Raw genomic sequence first — 17077 nt, forward strand, 5'->3', positions numbered from 1 at the left:
CCATTAATTTTTCATAAAAGGTAAGCTACAAATTTACGTTTAATTTAGTTTGTTTATTTTAGTCGCTTTCTACATCACACTATTATGAATTTAGCTACAATTGACTATGTAATTATCATCGGATTTTTTATCGTTTCTCTCTTCATAGGGCTTTGGGTTTCGAAACAATCTGGTAAAAATACTTCGGAATATTTTTTATCTGGTAGAAACATGCCATGGTGGTTGTTAGGCGTATCTATGGTAGCTACAACCTTTGCCGCTGATACTCCTGGTTTGGTTACCGAGTTAGTTCGTAACAATGGTGTTTCTGGTAACTGGGTTTGGTGGGCTTTTTTACTTACAGGAATGCTTACCGTATTTTTTTATGCTAAACTTTGGAGAAAATCGGGAATTACTACCGATTTAGAATTTTATGAGATTCGATACTCAGGAAAAATGGCGGGATTCTTACGTGGATTTAGAGCTATTTATTTAGGAGTTATTTTCAACATAATAACTATGGCTGGAGTTTGTTTAGCTGGGGCTAAAATTGCAAATATTCTACTAGGAATATCTCAAGGTGAAATGTTGTTATACTCATCAATAATTGTAGTTGTTTATTCTTCTTTAGGAGGATTAAAAGGTGTTCTTATTACTGATTTTATTCAGTTTATAATCGCAATGATTGGTTCTATTTGGGCTACAATTTATATTGTTGATTTACCAGAAATAAATGGTCTTTCAAACTTACTAACTCATGAAAATGTGAGTGATAAATTAGCTTTATTACCCGATTTTTCTAATACTGAAGCACTTATCACTTTATTAATTATTCCGTTTGCTGTACAATGGTGGAGTACTTGGTATCCAGGTGCAGAACCTGGTGGCGGTGGGTATATCGCACAACGAATGTTAGCTGCTAAAGACGAAAAAAATGCTACTTGGGCTACTTTATTTTTCAACTTTGCACATTATGCGCTCAGACCGTGGCCTTGGATTATTGTGGGATTAGCTTCTTTAATTATATTTCCTAATTTAGAAAGTATGAACCAAGCTTTTCCTAGTTTAACTAAAGAAATGCAAGGACATGATGTAGCTTATGCAGCTATGATGACATACTTACCTGCTGGTTTATTAGGCATAGTACTTACTTCATTAATTGCTGCTTTTATGAGTACAATTTCAACACAACTTAACTGGGGAAGCTCTTATGTTGTTAACGATTTTTATAGTCGTTTTATAAATCCTTCAGCTAATGAAAAACAAAAAGTATTGGTTGGTAGAATTTCTACAGGTTTACTAATGTTAGCTGCTGCTTTGTTCTCGTTCTATTTACAATCTGCTAAAGATGTATTTGACTTACTATTACAAATTGGTGCAGGAACTGGTTTATTATTCATTATGCGTTGGTTTTGGTCAAGAATTAATCCATACAGTGAAATTGCCGCTATGGTAATATCTTTTATCATCGCAATTTTCTTTTTTATAAATGGTAAACTAGAAACTCCAATTGTTGAAATAGCTGGGTATTGGAAGTTAATCATTGGAGTACTTTTAACTACCATTGGTTGGGTTATTGTTACTTTTATGACACAACCTACTGATGAAAAAACATTAGATAAGTTCAATAATTTAATTTTTGATGACGAACCAAAATTTAAAAATGTTGGTTATAAAATAGTTGGGTTTATTGCTGGAACTATCGGTGTTTACTCTTTCTTGTTTGCTACTGGAAATTTTATTTATGGTAACATTACTTATGCACTAATATTAAGTTTAGCAACCCTTATAACTATATTTATATTAAGAAGAATTTGGAAGTTTATAGAATAAAAAAAGCAGTTAATTAACTGCTTTTTTTATAATCTGATAATATATCTTGAACTCTTAAATTATCAAATGCTGTAGGAAATAATTCTTTTAAAATATAATGATACTCATAATCTATCTCTAAGGCATTTTTTAAATGTGTTAAGCTATATTCTTCTTTATTTAGAATCATAAACAAACCACACAACCTATACTCAATTTCAGCAAATTCTCTGTAAGTTTTCTTTGCTTTAATCATTACTCGTAATGCATCGTTAAACTCTCCTAAGAATAATAAAACATCAGCTAAAGCAACATAGATTTCAATTTCAATATCTCCTAAATCAATACACATATTAAAAGCTTTTACAGCTTCTTCATAAAAGTTTAGTTTTAGATTTATATCTCCATATTTTCTCCAGTATAAAGCATTAGTTTCATCAATTTGAATTGCTTTATTTATATAATACAATGCTTTTTGGTAGTCTTTTAACTGATAACAAGCATTGGTTAGCATTATCCAACCACGATCTAACAACGGATCTTCATGTACCGCTTTCTTATAATATAAAATTGCAGTGGATACATCTTCTAACTTTTCATAACACTCGCCTATTCTTGTGTACGCATAAGCTGTAGGATCGTCTAATTCTAAAGTAATTAAATAGTTATTTATTGCCTCTTCATATTCTTCTAACTGTTCTAATGTTTTGGCTTTTTCTAAATACCCGCCTATAAAACTTTCATCTATAATAACCGCATAATCAAAAGCTCTTAATGCATCTTTAAAATTATTGATTGCGTAATATTGTCTTCCTAATTGATGCCATGCAATTTCACAGTATGGATTTCTATCTATGTAAGCATTTAAAAACTTAATTGCATCTTCATGGCTATCTTCCATATCGAAACAATACACCATGTTGTAGAGCGAAGAATAGTCCTCAAAATCTACATCGATACATTTTGCAAAGTTTAATCGGGCATTTTCAAAATCGTCTAAATAAAGATATTCCATACCTAACATAGACCAAATATCTGCAGGATCTTCAACGAACTCTAACGACGATTTCAATATTGTAATAGCTTCTTTATGTCTTTTTTTCTTAGACATAATCATAGCTTTTTGAATAAATACCTCATCGTTATGTGGTTCTACAGCTTCGATTTCACGTAATAAAGTAATTGCCTTTTGTAATTGGTTCTCAAATACCAACAATTCTATATACATTAATTTTAACTGAATAGACGAAGGATGCTGTTCTAAACCAAGCTGAACCGCTTTTTTTGCTAGCGAATGCTTACCTACATCGAGATAATGTTGTATAATTAATTCGAACTCTGTGGCATCGAAAAAATATACATCATTGGTTTTCAACATCGATTCAAATTTTGATAGTGACATAGGCTACAGATTTGAATTCATATAAATTTACTACAAGAATAGTGCCTATTTACCAAAGCTCCTATTTGTTTTCAACAATTTAATTAACAATTATAAATACTTTAACAGCTAGTAAAAAAAGAGTGTTTGAATACCTAATTTATTTTTCTATATTTGAAAGAATTAAATATTCAATCACAACTTATAAATATTATTTAAACAAAAAATCATGAGTAAATTTGACGAAAAAGTAGAACTGTATAAAAAATTTATGGATGACAGAAACATTCGTTCTAATACAGATTTATTAAAAGCCGTAACTAAAGGATTAGGTCCATCTATCTATAAAAAAGATGCTGAGACCGTATCAGGTACAGATCCTAAAGAATTAGAAACTGTTAAGAAGAACTTCTTAATGAAAAAATTAGGTTTAGCTGATAGCCCAGAATTAGATGAAGCTATTGATGAAGTAATGGAAAGAATTGGTAGATCTGAAAGAAATAAGTACCGTGCAGTTGTTTACTACATGTTAACTAAGAAATTCGATAAAGAATCTGTTTACGGAATGTAAACCAACAATTTTACAAAATATAAATCCTGTATTGATTTTTCGATACAGGATTTTTTTATTTTTGCTCTGAACAAACAACTTATTTATGTCACAATTTATTAGTGTTTTTGACATGCTAAAAATTGGTGTAGGTCCCTCTAGTTCTCATACATTAGGTCCATGGAGAGCTGCACAACAATGGATTAAGAAATTAAAAGAAACTAATTCTTTTGATAACATAACTTCTATTAAAGTAGATTTATACGGTTCATTATCTTTAACAGGAAAAGGACATGCTACCGATTTAGCGGTATTATTAGGCTTAAGCGGTACAGATCCTGAATACATTCCTATTGAAGATATTGATACCACAATTCAACAAATAAAAGAAAATCACACCTTACATTTCAATGCCGAAAGAGAATTAAATTTTCACACTGATAATGTAGTTTTTAATCGTGATTTTTTACCTTTTCACTCTAACGGATTAACTTTTAGAGGATTCAATACTAATCAAGAAGAAATTTCAACAGAGACTTATTATTCAATTGGTGGAGGATTTGTTATTCAAGAGGGAACAGAAGGAAATTCAACTTCTGAAATCAACAAACAAAACTTTCCTTTTCCAATAAATAGAGCTACTGAATTAGAAGTCTATTGCAAAGAGCATAATAAATCTATTTCTGAAATTGTTTTCGAAAATGAACTTGCAATACAGCCTAATGACAAAATCAATTCTGAATTAGATCGAGTTTGGGACACCATGTTAGAATGTATGTACATTGGTTGTCATACAGAAGGGATTTTACCTGGTGGACTCAACGTAAAACGTAGAGCTTTTGAAACACATAAAAAACTAATTAAAGGTGCTACATACAACTCTAAAGAGGAATGGATTACTGCCATTAGAGGCACCGAAGTTAAGTTTAGAGAAATTTTAAAATGGGTAAGTTGCTTAGCACTTTCTGTAAATGAAGTAAATGCTGCTTTAGGTAGAGTTGTTACAGCCCCTACAAATGGTAGTGCTGGTGTGATACCAGCTGTTTTAATGTACTACATGGTAATTGAAAACCATAATGCTACCTCAGAACATATTAGAAAGTTTTTATTAGTTGCTGGTGAAATAGGAAGCATTTTTAAGAAAAATGCAACCATATCTGCTGCTATGGGAGGTTGTCAAGCAGAAATTGGGGTTTCCTCAGCTATGGCTGCTGCTGCTTTAACCGAACTTTTAGGAGGAACTCCAGGACAGTGTTTAGTCGCTGCAGAAATTGCCATGGAACATCACTTAGGCTTAACCTGTGATCCTATTGGTGGATTGGTACAAGTTCCTTGTATAGAGCGTAACGCTATGGGGGCAATTAAAGCTATTAATGCTGCGGAATTAGCCTTAGAAACGAATCCAGAAGATTCTAAAGTTCCGTTAGATAAGGTTATCGATACTATGTGGGAAACTGCTAAAGACATGAACAGAAATTACAAAGAGACTTCTGAAGGTGGTTTAGCAATCACCGTAGGTTTAGCAGATTGTTAATGTATTTTTACAGGTTCACCTAAAAACTTAGGCTGAACATTAAACAATACATCAATAAAAAGTTTTACTCTAGCTAAGTATTCTCGAATAGTAACTTTTAAAGCATACTTTCCTGAAATACCTCTGGCATTAAAACCTATTGCATCTATATCATAATTATCCGCTAAGAACAACGCTCTTTCATTATGAAATTGCTGTGAGATAATTGTAACCGAATCCTGACCAAAGATTTCTTTAACTCTTACTATAGAATCTAAGGTTCTAAAGCCAGCATAATCCAAAAATATTTTGTCTTCAGGAACTCCCAATCGTATTAAATCTTCTTTAAAAACGGTTGGTTCATCATAATTCTTAGAACCATTATCACCACTTACAATAATAAAATCAATCTTTTGAGATTTGAATAACTTTACTGCTGCATCCAACCTAAACTGATAATACAAATTAACTCTACCATCCGCTAAATACTTAACAGTTCCTAAGAGTAAACCTACTTTGTTTTTTGGAATTTCATTTACTGAAGTATATAATCTATCTTCAGCGTTGTTAACCACAATTTTATTACAAACAAAAACAGTGATTAACAAAACTATCCCTGTATAAAATATAATTTTAAGTATTCTTTTCACTTAAATTTATCTTGTAAAAACTAATTCTGTGTCTGTAGACATTTCTTCAGAAAAACCATAACCATCTATATTAAAAGATTTTAACCCTTCTAAAGTTGTAATGTTATCATCTACAATATAACGAACCATTAATCCTCTTGCTTTTTTGGCAAAAGTCATAATTGTTTTATACTGTCCATTTTTAAAATCTTTGAATACAGGTGTAATCATTGGCACTTTCAACACCTTTTTAGGAATCACTTTAAAATACTCTGAACTCGCTAAATTCACAAACAGTTCATCATCTTTCATTTCGCTATTTAAAGTTTCAGCCACAGAATCTCCCCAGAATTTATATAAGTTATCTGCTCTTCCTACTTTTAACTTTGTTCCCATTTCTAAGCGATACGGCTGAATTAAATCTAACGGTCTTAAAACACCATATAATCCTGATAAAATTCGTAATCGTTCTTGTAAAATAGGTAACTTATCACTTTCAATTGAATTTACATCCAATCCCCTATATACTTCGCCTGTAAATGCATATACAGCTTGTTTTGCATTTTCTAAAGTAAAAGGCGGTAACCAATTTTGATTTCTATCATAATTCAACGAAGCCAAGTCTGGTGAAATTTTCATTAACTCAGACAACTTTTTTCTAGAAAGTGTTTTTAGTTTTTTATTCAATTTTGCAGATTGCTCTAAAAACAAAGGTTGAGTATGTAAACTTGTAGGTACTTTTGATTCAAAATCTAATGACTTAGCTGGTGATATTATGATTTTCATGTCTTCTTTTCAGTTTTATTTTGTAAAAATACGTGAGAATCTATAAAATTTATAAACTCCTTTTATTTATCTTTTTTATTTCTGTATAACCTTTATCAATTACGATTCTATTACTAAACCATCATATGATAAAAATACATTTTCTGGCAACTCCTTCTCTACTTCATCATGCAAGCCTAACAATTCACTTATATGCGTTAAATACGTTCTTTGTGGCTTAATCTCTTCTATAAAACTCAACGCTTCTTCAATGTTAAAATGTGTTGAATGTGGTTCTTTTCGTAAACCTGTCACAATTAAAACATCAAGATCCTTCAACTTTTCTTTTTCAATATCTTCCATTGATTTCATATCGGTTAAGTAAGCTACATTTCCAAAGCGATATCCTAAAATAGGCAATTTCCCATGCATTACTTCAATAGGAATTACCTCCATTCCATTCAACATAAAGTTGTCTTGATGAGAAATAATAGTTGGTTTTACAGATGGAGCACTCGGATATCTATTTTCTATAGCAAAAATATAATCGTATCGTTTTTGTAATACTTTTAAAACACGCTCACTTGTATAAATTGGTACTGGTCCTATCTTAAAACAGTATGGGCGAATTTCATCTAAACCCGCAATATGATCTGCATGTTCGTGAGTAAATAATATTCCGTTAATATTCTCTACCTGCTCTCGCATCATTTGTTGTCTAAAGTCTGGACCACAATCTATAACATACGTAAACTCATCCCAAGAAATTAATATTGAAGAACGTAATCGCTTATCTTTTGGATTGTTAGATTGTGCTACAGGATGTTTGCTCGTCAACATAGGAACACCTGTTGAAGTACCTGTTCCTAAAAATGTTATTTTAAACTTAGTTTTCTTAGTCATTTCAACACAAAAATAGCAATTAAAAATTGACTGATAGTTACGAATTTCTGTACATTTGTTTAACGTAACAAACAATTACAAAATGGCAATTACTTTAAAAGGAGATAAAAAAATAAATACAGTACCTACTAGTAAAGCTAAAGCACTTAGGGTTAACCTTAATGCTAATATTTACGGTACGTTTGCAGAGATTGGTGCAGGACAAGAAACGGTACGTAATTTTTTTAGAGCTGGTGGAGCATCTGGTACTATTGCAAAAGCAATGAGTGCTTATGACAAGGATTTTTCTGACGCTATTTACGGAATAGAAAATGACGGTCGTTACGTTACCGAGGCGCGATTAAAAAAGATGTTAAGACATGAAATGGACTTAATTGAAGAGCGTCTTGATAGACAAAAACATCCAGATAAATTATTTTTTAGTTACGCAAACACTGTTGCAACTATAAACTTTACAAAGAAGTTTAAAGGACATGGTTGGGTTGGTATACGTTTTCAATTAGATCCTTTAGAAGATTATAACGAAATAATTTTACACTTACGTTTTAAAGAAACTGACGCTAGAGCACAGCAAGAAACTTTAGGTACTTTAGGTGTAAACTTAATATACGGAGCTTTTTACATGAACGATAGCCCAAAAGAATTGGTAAAATCGTTTTATGACAATATAGATCACGATCAATTGGAGATAGATATGATTAACTTCTCTGGTCCAAGATTTATGTATGTAGACAACCGTTTAATGAGTTTACAATTAGTTAAAAATGGAATGACCAATGCTGTAATGTTTGGTCCTGACGGAAATAATTTATTACCTGCTCAAGTATTATATAAAAAGAACATCTTAGCACTTCGTGGAAGTTTCCGTCCTGTAACAAAAGTTAACATGGATATGTTCGAACGCTCTAAAGAACTATTCTTTAACGAGAGTAAGGTAAATCCAGAAAAATCTCAAATTATTTTCGAAATCACTTTAAGTAATTTACGTGCTGAAGGTGAAATTAATGAACGTGATTTCTTAGATCGAGCAGAACTACTTTGTTCATTAGGTCAAAATGTAATGATTACAAACTTCCAAGAGTATTACAAGCTTGTAGAATACTTTAGTGAATTCACTAAAGAACGTATGGGATTAGCTATGGGAGTTTATAATCTAATTCAAATTTTTGACGAGAAATACTATAGAGATTTAAGTGGAGGTATTTTAGAAGCATTTGGTAAACTTTTCTTCAAAGATTTAAAAGTGTATATGTACCCGTACAAAGAAGAAGAATCAGGAGAGTTTATAACTAGTGAAAACTTAAAAGTACACCCTAGGATGAAAGAATTATATAAATTCTTTAAAACTAATGGTAGACTTGTAGATATTAAAGATATTGATGACGATATTCTTCATATTTTCTCTCGAAAAGTTTTAGCGATGATTAAATCCGGAGAAGAAGGTTGGGAGAACATGTTACCAGAAGGAGTTTCTGAAATGATCAAAAATAATAGACTCTTCGGTTATACGAAACGAAGAAATTTATAATAGTAAAATTAAAAAGGAGGTTAATACCTCCTTTTTTTATAAATTTAATCCAACTATTTTAAACCTTTTATATTTTATGTAGTCTTACATACAAAATCAACCAAAATTTGATAGCAGAAGTAACGTTAATAGAGCAATTACAAAATAAGAGTACAAAAGAAAAAGCTTTTCGTGCTCTAATGTCTCAATACAAAGAACGCTTGTATTGGCATATTCGAAAAATTGTAATTTCTCATGACGACGCAGATGATGTTTTACAGAACACATTCATCAAAATATTTAGAAGTATTGATAATTTTAAAGCAGAAAGCAAACTATTTTCTTGGATGTATAGAATTGCTACAAATGAAGCAATAACCTTTATTAATAAGAAAGCTAAAGAAAAAAATATTGATATTTCTGATATGCAGCAACAATTGGCTTCAAATTTGAGTAGTGATAATTGGTTTTCTGGAGATGAAATTCAATTAATACTTCAAAAAGCAATTGCAACATTACCACAAAAACAACAATTGGTTTTTAATATGAAGTATTTTGATGAATTAAAGTATGATGAAATCTCAGAAATCTTAGACACATCTGTGGGTAGTTTAAAAGCATCTTACCATCATGCTGTAAAAAAAATAGAAGAGTTTGTAAAAAACTATAATTAAACCTTTTTAGGAAATAATAGTCTTAATAGTAACATGAAAGAATTTAATAAACATAATAAGAAAGAGTTGTCTCTTAATGAGATTAAAAGCACAGGCTTTAAAACTCCTACGAACTTTTTAGATTCTGTTGAAGATGATTTTTTCACTAAGATAGCTGAAGAAAAGTTACCAAAAACAAATGGCTTTGAAGTTCCTAAAGATTATTTTAATTCTTTAGAAGATGAAATACTTAAAAAAGTACCCTCTCAAACTAAAGTGATTAATTTACGTTCACGTCTTAAAAAAGCAATTCCATTAGCAGCTGCAGCTTCTGTCTTATTATTTATTGGAATAAACTATTTTTCTGTGCAAAGTGAAACAATTACTTTTGACGATATTTCAAGCACAGAAATTGAAAATTGGCTTGAAAATGGATATACATCTATTAACACAACCGACCTTGCTTCGGTTTTAGACGAAACTGATTTTAACGACAACGAATTAATAGACAATACAACTATAGAAGATATAGAAATTGAAGATTATTTAAACTCAATCGATGCATCTTCACTTATAAATGAAATTAATTAACATGAAAAAAATTACATACATATTAATCTTTTTAATTTCTTTTTCTGCCTCAGCACAAGTGAAGTACAAAAAAGAAAGTAGAGAAAAAATTAGAGCTTTAAAAGTTGGGATCTTAACCGAAAAGTTAGACTTAACCTCTAAAGAAGCCGAAAAATTTTGGCCTATTTATAACAAATACGATAAAGAATTAAATGATTTACGTATCGAAGAGAAACATTTAATGTGGAAACAAATTCGTAAAAATGGAGATGTTGAAGCTTTAACCGAAAAACAATCAAAAGAAATTGTTTTAAAAATGTTTTCTCTTAGAGAAAAAGTTTATAAAATGCGTAAAGACTATTACAAAAAACTACTCGATGTTCTTCCTTACAAGAAAATTATTCAACTAGAAATTGCTGAAAAAGATTTTCACAGAAAATTAATAGGTAAGCTAAGACATAAAAAACGTAAATAACTAAAAAATAAAAAGAGAGTTTATATAAACTCTCTTTTTATTTTTTAACTAACGCCATACAAACATATAATTCTGGTTTGTTAGCCGTAAATTGTTTTAACCAAATGGTTAATTCTTCTACTTCATAAGGTAATAATCTACCCAATGCTTTTTCTAATTCTCTACAAAATAAGTCTGTATTAAAACTTACTTTTTTAAGTACAGTCTTAGTGTACTCATACATTGCTCTAGCCATATTTTATTTTTTAAGAGGGATTCAAAATACTAACGTAAGTTACGATTTTTTATTCTCACTTATATGTTAAAATTGAGCAAAAAAAATCCGACTTATTAACATAGTCGGATTCACTTCATTTTATTTACACTCTAATTATAAGGCATTTACCTTATCAATTAAAGTATTTGCTTTTTCTTCTAACTCAACGCTAATTGCTTTAAAATGAGCTTTTTTGTTTTCTACATTTTTAGCATTAACTTTAGCTATTAAATCATCATAAACTTCAAAAATTTCATTTCTAATAGCTTCTGTTTTCGCTTCATCTACATCTGAATTTAATCCAGCTGTTAAATTTGTAATATCAAGAATATCACCTAATGTATAATCTATATCCTTTTTTAAATTTTTTATGCTTGCCATAATATTAATTTTGATGCAAATTTAACCTATTTTATCTAATTGATTTTGAAATTCTTCAAAAAATAATCCTACATGATAACCATCTACCAAAGCATGATTTACTGTAATTGCTACTGGCATAATTTGTTTGCCGCTTTCTTCTTTAACTTTTCCGAAAGCTAATTGTGGTACACTATTATCTTTATTTCCTGAAATTGGTTCTTTATGCCCTGTAAAATGTAACCATGGTAATGCCGAACAATGAATGCATCCAAGTGAATACTTTGGAGGAAACAAATTTGTAGAGTTTATAATTCTTTTCTTCTCTTCTTGAAATCTTCTATTAAACTCTTCAAAATCTTCTGTGAATTCAATATATGAAAAACCAAAAGTAGTATCGGGTCTTGCTATCGTTGCCGAAGCATTAATAACATCGTAAATTGCTATTTTGTCTTCTTCAATTCTATATTTAAAATTTTCAACAGAATTTAAAGCCTTTAAACAATTATGAAGATACAATACAAAAAAAGATACTTTCTTATTCTTTGAAAACCTCAAAGCTTTAGTTACATTAACATTTGCAACTATTCCAAACGATGGATCTTCTAACGTTCTAAAGTGATTGTATAATTCTTTTCTATTCCAGTTTTCAATATCTAAATACTTCATTATTTATAAAAAAGAGGTGATTTCTTTAATATTTGCTACAGTTTTATAGTCTGATGATTTTTGTTCTTCTGAAACTTCTTCATGTGCCCAAGTGGTATGAAACGGAATATGAATTGCAGAAGCACCAATATTTACCAATGGCAATACATCTGATTTTAATGAATTACCTACCATTAACAACTCTTCTGGCTTTATTTCTAAACGTTTTAAAACTTTGGTATAATCATCCTCTTTCTTTTCGCTCATTACTTCTGTGTGGTGAAAATACTGTAAGATTCCAGATTTTTCTAATTTTCGCTCTTGATCTAATAAATCTCCTTTGGTAGCTACAATTAATTTATAATTTCCTTGTAGTTTTTGTAGTGTTTCCTCTACTCCATCTAACAATTCGATAGGTTTTTCTAACATATCTTTACCTATGCTTAGAATTTGATTTAACGTTTTTTGAGATATCTTATAATTAGATAACTCTAAAGCTGCTTCGACCATAGAAAGCATAAATCCTTTTACTCCGTAACCATATAATTTTAGGTTAGCTATTTCTTTTTTAAATAACTCTTGATGAATTTTATTTTCAGTTTCGTAGTCTGACAATAATTTAGCAAACTCATTTTCGGCATCTCTAAAATAGGTTTCGTTTACCCAAAGAGTATCATCAGCATCGAAAGCTATTACTTTAATATTTTTATACATTTTCTAAATATTGTTTGGCTTTTTCTAAATCTTCTGGTGTATCGATACCAATTGCTTCTACATCAGTTTCAACCATTTTTATTTTTTTTCCTACTTCTAAATATCGAATACACTCAATTTTTTCAGCAGCTTCTAATGGTGTCATTGGTAAATTATAAAAGTCAATTAATGCTTCTTTTCTAAAAGCATACACTCCTTTGTGTTTGTAATATTTTACTGTAATATCTTTATCTCGATGGTAAGGAATTGGGTTTCTCGAAAAATACAATGCTAAATTGTTTTGATCGGTAATTACCTTAACATTATTCGGATTTTCAATATCTTCTTTATTTGTGATATGAACTTTTAACGACGCTAAATCAACTTCCTTATGAGTGTCTTCTTTAAAAATATTGATCAGTTTTCTTAGAGAAGTTTCATCTATAAACGGTTCATCTCCTTGAACATTAACAACAATATCTACTTCTAAATCTTCTACTGCCTCTGCTATTCTGTCTGATCCTGTTTCGTGTTCTTTTTTACTTCTTATAACCTTTCCTCCATGAGATTCTATTGTCTCATAAATTATATCAGAATCTGTTACCACATAAACTTCATCGAAAAGATTGGTGTTTTTCGCTGCTTTATAAGTTCTTGCAATTACTGGCAAACCTCCTAAATCTTTCATTAATTTACCAGGAAAACGAGAAGCACTATATCGTGCAGGAATCATAGCTATAATCTTCATAAATACTATATCTGTAATATAAACTCAAAGATACACATAATTAAACTTCATTCTTAATTCTGTTTAATTTATAACTTTAACACTTATTTTATAGCTATTTAACTTTGATTATTAATAATCTTTTATATTTTTGGTGGCATGAATAAGGTATTAACAAACATAATGTATGTAACTAAGCAAGTAATTAACACGGTTATTTGCCGTACGTTTATGTTTGGTGGCTATACAAAAATGCAAAAGCAGCATGTATACGTAAAGAAAAGTACCTTGAATGAATTTAGAAGAAAAAAATAATTCAATAAAATTATAAAAATAGTAAAGGTGCTTTTCATAAGAAAAGCACCTTTTTTTATATATCAATTTAAATTATATCAATCATGAAAAATTTTACAACAATTATGTATCGACAAGGCAAATGTTTTATGAACAATGTTAAGCATCAAACATTAAAAGAACCAGAACTATTACTCATACTTAATACTTAAACAACATGAAAACTTTACAAAACAACATATATAATTCATCTCAATTCGTAGTTAACAAAAAACAGATTAGCAAAAAAAACAAAACACTTAAAACTTCTATTTTGTATGATAAAATAGAATCGAGTGTAAATTCTTCACTTATACGTTATCAAAACTCATCTAACTTAAGCTTCAAAAGTATAGAGTTTGATATTTTAAATAATGCCTACTTAAACGATAAGCTTATTATAAAAAATAACATTAAAAAATTAAGTACTACTGAATTAGTCTTAGACATAACAGTATCGAAAAAAGAAGAGAATAAAAAAGATATTATATGCAAAGCCACTTTTGGTTATGCATTGAAAAAAGCTTCTTAATAATCATTTTCAAGATTATAAGTTGATTTGGTTTGTTTGTTAAACAGTCTTAGAGTAAATAATTTACTTTAAGGCTGTTTACTATTTTATATAAACCTCTAAAAGTTTTGCTGATGTTGGACTTGAAACAGAACATTTAGAAATACAAGCAGGAACTAAAATAGTTTCTCCCATTTTTAATTCTTCAACTTGATTATTATAGGTAAAACTTACTTCTCCTTCTACACACATATAAACCACAAAACTATCTTTGGTAGAATTATCTAATTCAACTCTTTTATTAAGAGACAACATATTTGTTGTAAAATAAGGACAATCTACTATTTCAGAAGAATTATTTTCTTCCACTGAATAATTTGTTTTATAATCTTTTTGTGCTTTATAATCTATTGCAGCGGTAGCTAAAGAAGTATGTAATTCTCTTTCATTTCCTTCACTATCTTTTCTGTCCCAGTCGTAAACCCTATAAGTTATATCTGATGTTTGTTGAATCTCAGCCAATAAAACTCCCGCTCCTATGGCATGCACTCTTCCTGTTGGAATAAAATACACATCCCCATTTTTTACCTTATCGGTATTTAAAATTGAAAGTAAATTCTTTTGCTCTAAATGTTGTTGATATTCAGCTTCATTAGAATCTTTTTTAAACCCAACAACAACTTCTGCTTCTTCATCAGAATCTAAAATGTACCACATCTCTGTCTTACCAAAAGAATTATGTCTTTCTTTTGATAGCGAATCATTAGGGTGCACTTGAATACTTAATTTTTCACTAGCGTCGATAAACTTGAATAATAAAGGAAATTTTTCTTGAAATTTATCATACACTTTTTTCCCTAAAAAATTAGAAGTATATTTTTTAATAAGTTCATCAATTGTTTTTCCTTTTAACGTACCGTTACTAACTATTGAAATGTTTTCATCTACTCCAGAAATTTCCCAGCTTTCTCCTAAATTAGATGTATTAGATTTTTTATGTAGTTTGGATATTAATTTGTCACCTCCCCAAATTTTTTCTTTTAAAATTGGGGTAAATTTTATTAACTGATCTATCATTATTCTATTCTCCACTATAAGTGACGTAATTTCTCGGGGTTTCGTATAAAGTTATTTTTAGTTCATATTCTTTTTCAATCTTTACACGTAATTTATCATAAATTACTACAGCAATATTTTCTACAGAAGGGTTTAAAGCTTTAAACTCCTCTACTTCAATATTTAAATTTTTATGGTCAAAAGCTTCTTCTACCTCTTCTTTAATTAAATCTTTTAAAATTCCTAAGTCGTACACATAGCCTGTTTCTTTATCAATTTCTCCTGTTAAAGAAACTATTAATTCGTAATTATGACCATGATAATTAGGATTGCTACACTTACCAAAAACAGCAACGTTTTTTTCATCACTCCATTTCGGATTGAATAACCTATGAGCAGCATTAAAATGAGCTTTTCTATGTACTGTTACTCTTGGCATATTATATAAACTTTACTAGTTTGTCGTAAGATTCTTTAAAAATTATCTTAAACCATTCAGTATAAATTTCTGGTTGAGCTTCAATATCATTCTTCACAGCTTCTAAAGGCATCCATTTGTAATCTTCTACTTCATCTGGATTTATCACTGGATTATCTTCATACTTCCCAACCATTACATGATCTAACTCATGTTCTGTTAATCCATTATCAAAAGGTGCTTTGTAAATAAACCAAAACACTTCTTCTAAATCACAAGTAAAACCCATTTCTTCACTTAATCTCCTTCCTCCTGCTTCTAAAGAAGTTTCTCCATCTCTTTGATGAGAACAGCAAGTATTTGTCCATAATAATGGTGAATGATATTTATGAGCAGCTCTTTGTTGCAACATCAATTCTCCTTTTGAATTGAAAACAAAAACCGAAAAAGCTCTATGTAATAATGCCTTTTCATGAGCTTCAATCTTCTCCATTAATCCTATCGGATTGTCCTTTTCATCAACTAAAATTACCTGTTCTACCATTTTAATATTTTACTAAAAGCAAACTTACAAAAATCAGATTATAGTTTACTTATCTTTGCTTCTTGATTTGACTATTTATAACAATGAAACTATTAAAATTTCTTTTTATTTCAACATTTACCATTTCATTTATTCAGTGCAATAATAACACCAAACCAAAGGAAGTTATAAAAAAAACTTCTATTGAAAAAATTAAAAAGGATAAAGAAAAGACCTTTACAAAACGACCTTGGGATAGTTTAAACAAAAAAAATGTCAATGCTTTTTTTACTGAATATGGTAAACAAAACAACGAAACTAAAGTTATTATAAAAACCAACTTTGGTAATATAAAACTTAGACTATTTAATGACACACCTATTCACAGAGCTAACTTTATTTTCTTAACCAAGATTGGTTATTTCGATAAAACTGTTTTTTACAGAGTTGCTAAAAACTTTGTGATACAAGGTGGAGATTCAGAAGAATATGCTACATCTAAAGTTCGATATAAATACAAAAACTATTTGTTACAGCCTGAATTTAGGAAAAACAGAAAACATAAATACGGAGCTTTAGCTTCTGCTCGCGAATGGGAAAATAATCCGAATAAATTATCTACTCCTTTCGAATTTTATATTGTACAAAGTAAAAAAGGAGCGCATCATTTAAATAACGAACATACTGTTTTTGGTGAAGTTATTTCAGGATTTTCAACTATCAATAAAATTGCGAATGTAAAAGTTGGTGAAGGAGAATGGCCTATAGAAGATATTCATATGAAGGTTGAAATTTTAAATTGATAATTGCGCTAG

The 17077-nt window shown here is 29.7% G+C and carries 21 protein-coding genes; 9 read left to right on the forward strand and 12 right to left on the reverse strand.

The window, feature by feature from the left end:
- Window positions 1-84 precede the first annotated feature (84 nt).
- Window positions 85-1812: a sodium:solute symporter family protein gene (locus tag WH52_RS06140; protein WP_086030065.1), complete on the forward strand. Its 1728-nt coding sequence runs from the start codon at window positions 85-87 to the stop codon at window positions 1810-1812.
- 13 nt (window positions 1813-1825) lie between these two features.
- On the opposite strand, the gene WH52_RS06145 is transcribed toward WH52_RS06140, so the two are convergent.
- Window positions 1826-3193, reverse strand: coding sequence for a tetratricopeptide repeat protein (locus tag WH52_RS06145; protein ID WP_086030066.1), 1368 nt, complete (start codon window positions 3191-3193; stop codon window positions 1826-1828).
- Window positions 3194-3401: 208 nt separating this feature from the next.
- Between WH52_RS06145 and WH52_RS06150 the strand changes: the two genes are divergently transcribed.
- Together WH52_RS06150 and WH52_RS06155 are read left to right on the forward strand one after the other, a co-directional pair.
- Window positions 3402-3743, forward strand: coding sequence for a DUF2853 family protein (locus WH52_RS06150; RefSeq protein ID WP_086030067.1), 342 nt, complete (start codon window positions 3402-3404; stop codon window positions 3741-3743).
- 85 nt (window positions 3744-3828) lie between these two features.
- On the forward strand, window positions 3829-5256 hold the full coding sequence (locus WH52_RS06155) for an L-serine ammonia-lyase (RefSeq protein WP_086030068.1): 1428 nt from the start codon (window positions 3829-3831) through the stop codon (window positions 5254-5256).
- On the opposite strand, the gene WH52_RS06160 is transcribed toward WH52_RS06155, so the two are convergent.
- The 3 genes from WH52_RS06160 to WH52_RS06170 form a co-directional block, all read right to left on the reverse strand.
- Window positions 5253-5885, reverse strand: a complete 633-nt coding sequence (locus tag WH52_RS06160) for a SanA/YdcF family protein (protein ID WP_086030069.1) — start codon at window positions 5883-5885, stop codon at window positions 5253-5255. The genes WH52_RS06155 and WH52_RS06160 overlap by 4 nt on opposite strands.
- Window positions 5886-5891: 6 nt before the next feature.
- Window positions 5892-6650: a peroxide stress protein YaaA gene (yaaA, locus tag WH52_RS06165; RefSeq protein WP_086030070.1), complete on the reverse strand. Its 759-nt coding sequence runs from the start codon at window positions 6648-6650 to the stop codon at window positions 5892-5894.
- Window positions 6651-6749: 99 nt separating this feature from the next.
- Complete coding sequence (locus tag WH52_RS06170) at window positions 6750-7532, reverse strand: MBL fold metallo-hydrolase (RefSeq protein WP_086030071.1); 783 nt, start codon at window positions 7530-7532, stop codon at window positions 6750-6752.
- 82 nt (window positions 7533-7614) lie between these two features.
- Here WH52_RS06170 and WH52_RS06175 point away from each other — a divergent pair, with 82 nt between their 5' ends.
- The 4 genes from WH52_RS06175 (at window position 7615) to WH52_RS06190 (ending at window position 10737) form a co-directional block, all read left to right on the forward strand.
- Window positions 7615-9060: a nicotinate-nucleotide adenylyltransferase gene (locus WH52_RS06175; RefSeq protein WP_086030072.1), complete on the forward strand. Its 1446-nt coding sequence runs from the start codon at window positions 7615-7617 to the stop codon at window positions 9058-9060.
- A gap of 107 nt (window positions 9061-9167) precedes the next feature.
- Window positions 9168-9713, forward strand: a complete 546-nt coding sequence (locus tag WH52_RS06180) for an RNA polymerase sigma factor (RefSeq protein ID WP_086030073.1) — start codon at window positions 9168-9170, stop codon at window positions 9711-9713.
- A 33-nt stretch (window positions 9714-9746) separates the two neighbouring features.
- Window positions 9747-10283, forward strand: a complete 537-nt coding sequence (locus WH52_RS06185) for a hypothetical protein (RefSeq protein WP_086030074.1) — start codon at window positions 9747-9749, stop codon at window positions 10281-10283.
- Between the two features lies 1 nt (window position 10284).
- Window positions 10285-10737 (forward strand): sensor of ECF-type sigma factor, encoded by a 453-nt coding sequence (locus WH52_RS06190; protein ID WP_143592086.1) that lies wholly within the window; start codon window positions 10285-10287, stop codon window positions 10735-10737.
- Window positions 10738-10774: 37 nt separating this feature from the next.
- Here WH52_RS06190 and WH52_RS06195 read toward each other — a convergent pair whose 3' ends face one another.
- The 5 genes from WH52_RS06195 to kdsB form a co-directional block, all read right to left on the reverse strand.
- Window positions 10775-10972 carry a hypothetical protein gene (locus tag WH52_RS06195; RefSeq protein WP_086030076.1) on the reverse strand — a complete coding sequence of 66 codons (198 nt, stop codon included), beginning with the start codon at window positions 10970-10972 and terminating at the stop codon, window positions 10775-10777.
- Window positions 10973-11107: 135 nt separating this feature from the next.
- Window positions 11108-11374 carry a hypothetical protein gene (locus tag WH52_RS06200; RefSeq protein WP_086030077.1) on the reverse strand — a complete coding sequence of 89 codons (267 nt, stop codon included), beginning with the start codon at window positions 11372-11374 and terminating at the stop codon, window positions 11108-11110.
- Window positions 11375-11395: 21 nt separating this feature from the next.
- Window positions 11396-12022, reverse strand: coding sequence for a chloramphenicol acetyltransferase (locus WH52_RS06205; protein WP_086030078.1), 627 nt, complete (start codon window positions 12020-12022; stop codon window positions 11396-11398).
- 3 nt (window positions 12023-12025) lie between these two features.
- Window positions 12026-12715 (reverse strand): HAD family hydrolase, encoded by a 690-nt coding sequence (locus WH52_RS06210; protein WP_086030079.1) that lies wholly within the window; start codon window positions 12713-12715, stop codon window positions 12026-12028.
- Window positions 12708-13442 carry a 3-deoxy-manno-octulosonate cytidylyltransferase gene (kdsB, locus tag WH52_RS06215; protein WP_086030080.1) on the reverse strand — a complete coding sequence of 245 codons (735 nt, stop codon included), beginning with the start codon at window positions 13440-13442 and terminating at the stop codon, window positions 12708-12710. Before kdsB ends, WH52_RS06210 begins: the two co-directional genes overlap by 8 nt.
- Before the next feature lie 490 nt (window positions 13443-13932).
- On the opposite strand from kdsB, the gene WH52_RS06220 reads away from it, so the two are divergent.
- Entirely contained in the window at window positions 13933-14286 is a 354-nt protein-coding gene (locus tag WH52_RS06220) for a hypothetical protein (RefSeq protein WP_086030081.1), read from the forward strand.
- A gap of 81 nt (window positions 14287-14367) precedes the next feature.
- Here WH52_RS06220 and WH52_RS06225 read toward each other — a convergent pair whose 3' ends face one another.
- Genes WH52_RS06225 through idi form a run of 3 tightly spaced genes read right to left on the reverse strand, consistent with a single transcriptional unit; the run spans window position 14368 to window position 16283 of the window.
- A complete protein-coding gene (locus WH52_RS06225; RefSeq protein ID WP_086030082.1) occupies window positions 14368-15342 on the reverse strand; it encodes a type I phosphomannose isomerase catalytic subunit in 975 nt (324 codons plus the stop codon).
- A 4-nt stretch (window positions 15343-15346) separates the two neighbouring features.
- Window positions 15347-15760, reverse strand: a complete 414-nt coding sequence (locus tag WH52_RS06230; protein ID WP_086030083.1) for a 6-pyruvoyl trahydropterin synthase family protein — start codon at window positions 15758-15760, stop codon at window positions 15347-15349.
- Between the two features lies 1 nt (window position 15761).
- The gene (gene idi / locus WH52_RS06235) at window positions 15762-16283 is read right to left on the reverse strand and encodes an isopentenyl-diphosphate Delta-isomerase (RefSeq protein WP_086030084.1); all 522 of its coding nucleotides are present in this window, start codon (window positions 16281-16283) and stop codon (window positions 15762-15764) included.
- Window positions 16284-16366: 83 nt separating this feature from the next.
- Here idi and WH52_RS06240 point away from each other — a divergent pair, with 83 nt between their 5' ends.
- The gene (locus WH52_RS06240; RefSeq protein ID WP_086030085.1) at window positions 16367-17065 is read left to right on the forward strand and encodes a peptidylprolyl isomerase; all 699 of its coding nucleotides are present in this window, start codon (window positions 16367-16369) and stop codon (window positions 17063-17065) included.
- Window positions 17066-17077: the final 12 nt, after the last annotated feature.

Origin of the sequence: Tenacibaculum holothuriorum (assembly GCF_002120225.1) — a bacterium.
Lineage (GTDB): Bacteria > Bacteroidota > Bacteroidia > Flavobacteriales > Flavobacteriaceae > Polaribacter > Polaribacter holothuriorum.

Bases quoted from the DNA above. Each gene is read 5' to 3' on its own strand.
- WH52_RS06140 (WP_086030065.1), top strand. From the start codon at position 85: ATGAATTTAGCTACAATTGACTATGTAATTATCATCGGATTTTTTATC.
- WH52_RS06145 (WP_086030066.1), bottom strand. From the start codon at position 3,193: ATGTCACTATCAAAATTTGAATCGATGTTGAAAACCAATGATGTATAT.
- WH52_RS06150 (WP_086030067.1), top strand. From the start codon at position 3,402: ATGAGTAAATTTGACGAAAAAGTAGAACTGTATAAAAAATTTATGGAT.
- WH52_RS06155 (WP_086030068.1), top strand. From the start codon at position 3,829: ATGTCACAATTTATTAGTGTTTTTGACATGCTAAAAATTGGTGTAGGT.
- yaaA (WP_086030070.1), bottom strand. From the start codon at position 6,650: ATGAAAATCATAATATCACCAGCTAAGTCATTAGATTTTGAATCAAAA.
- WH52_RS06170 (WP_086030071.1), bottom strand. From the start codon at position 7,532: ATGACTAAGAAAACTAAGTTTAAAATAACATTTTTAGGAACAGGTACT.
- WH52_RS06175 (WP_086030072.1), top strand. From the start codon at position 7,615: ATGGCAATTACTTTAAAAGGAGATAAAAAAATAAATACAGTACCTACT.
- WH52_RS06185 (WP_086030074.1), top strand. From the start codon at position 9,747: ATGAAAGAATTTAATAAACATAATAAGAAAGAGTTGTCTCTTAATGAG.
- WH52_RS06190 (WP_143592086.1), top strand. From the start codon at position 10,285: ATGAAAAAAATTACATACATATTAATCTTTTTAATTTCTTTTTCTGCC.
- WH52_RS06195 (WP_086030076.1), bottom strand. From the start codon at position 10,972: ATGGCTAGAGCAATGTATGAGTACACTAAGACTGTACTTAAAAAAGTA.
- WH52_RS06200 (WP_086030077.1), bottom strand. From the start codon at position 11,374: ATGGCAAGCATAAAAAATTTAAAAAAGGATATAGATTATACATTAGGT.
- WH52_RS06205 (WP_086030078.1), bottom strand. From the start codon at position 12,022: ATGAAGTATTTAGATATTGAAAACTGGAATAGAAAAGAATTATACAAT.
- WH52_RS06210 (WP_086030079.1), bottom strand. From the start codon at position 12,715: ATGTATAAAAATATTAAAGTAATAGCTTTCGATGCTGATGATACTCTT.
- kdsB (WP_086030080.1), bottom strand. From the start codon at position 13,442: ATGAAGATTATAGCTATGATTCCTGCACGATATAGTGCTTCTCGTTTT.
- WH52_RS06220 (WP_086030081.1), top strand. From the start codon at position 13,933: ATGAAAACTTTACAAAACAACATATATAATTCATCTCAATTCGTAGTT.
- WH52_RS06225 (WP_086030082.1), bottom strand. From the start codon at position 15,342: ATGATAGATCAGTTAATAAAATTTACCCCAATTTTAAAAGAAAAAATT.
- WH52_RS06230 (WP_086030083.1), bottom strand. From the start codon at position 15,760: ATGCCAAGAGTAACAGTACATAGAAAAGCTCATTTTAATGCTGCTCAT.
- idi (WP_086030084.1), bottom strand. From the start codon at position 16,283: ATGGTAGAACAGGTAATTTTAGTTGATGAAAAGGACAATCCGATAGGA.
- WH52_RS06240 (WP_086030085.1), top strand. From the start codon at position 16,367: ATGAAACTATTAAAATTTCTTTTTATTTCAACATTTACCATTTCATTT.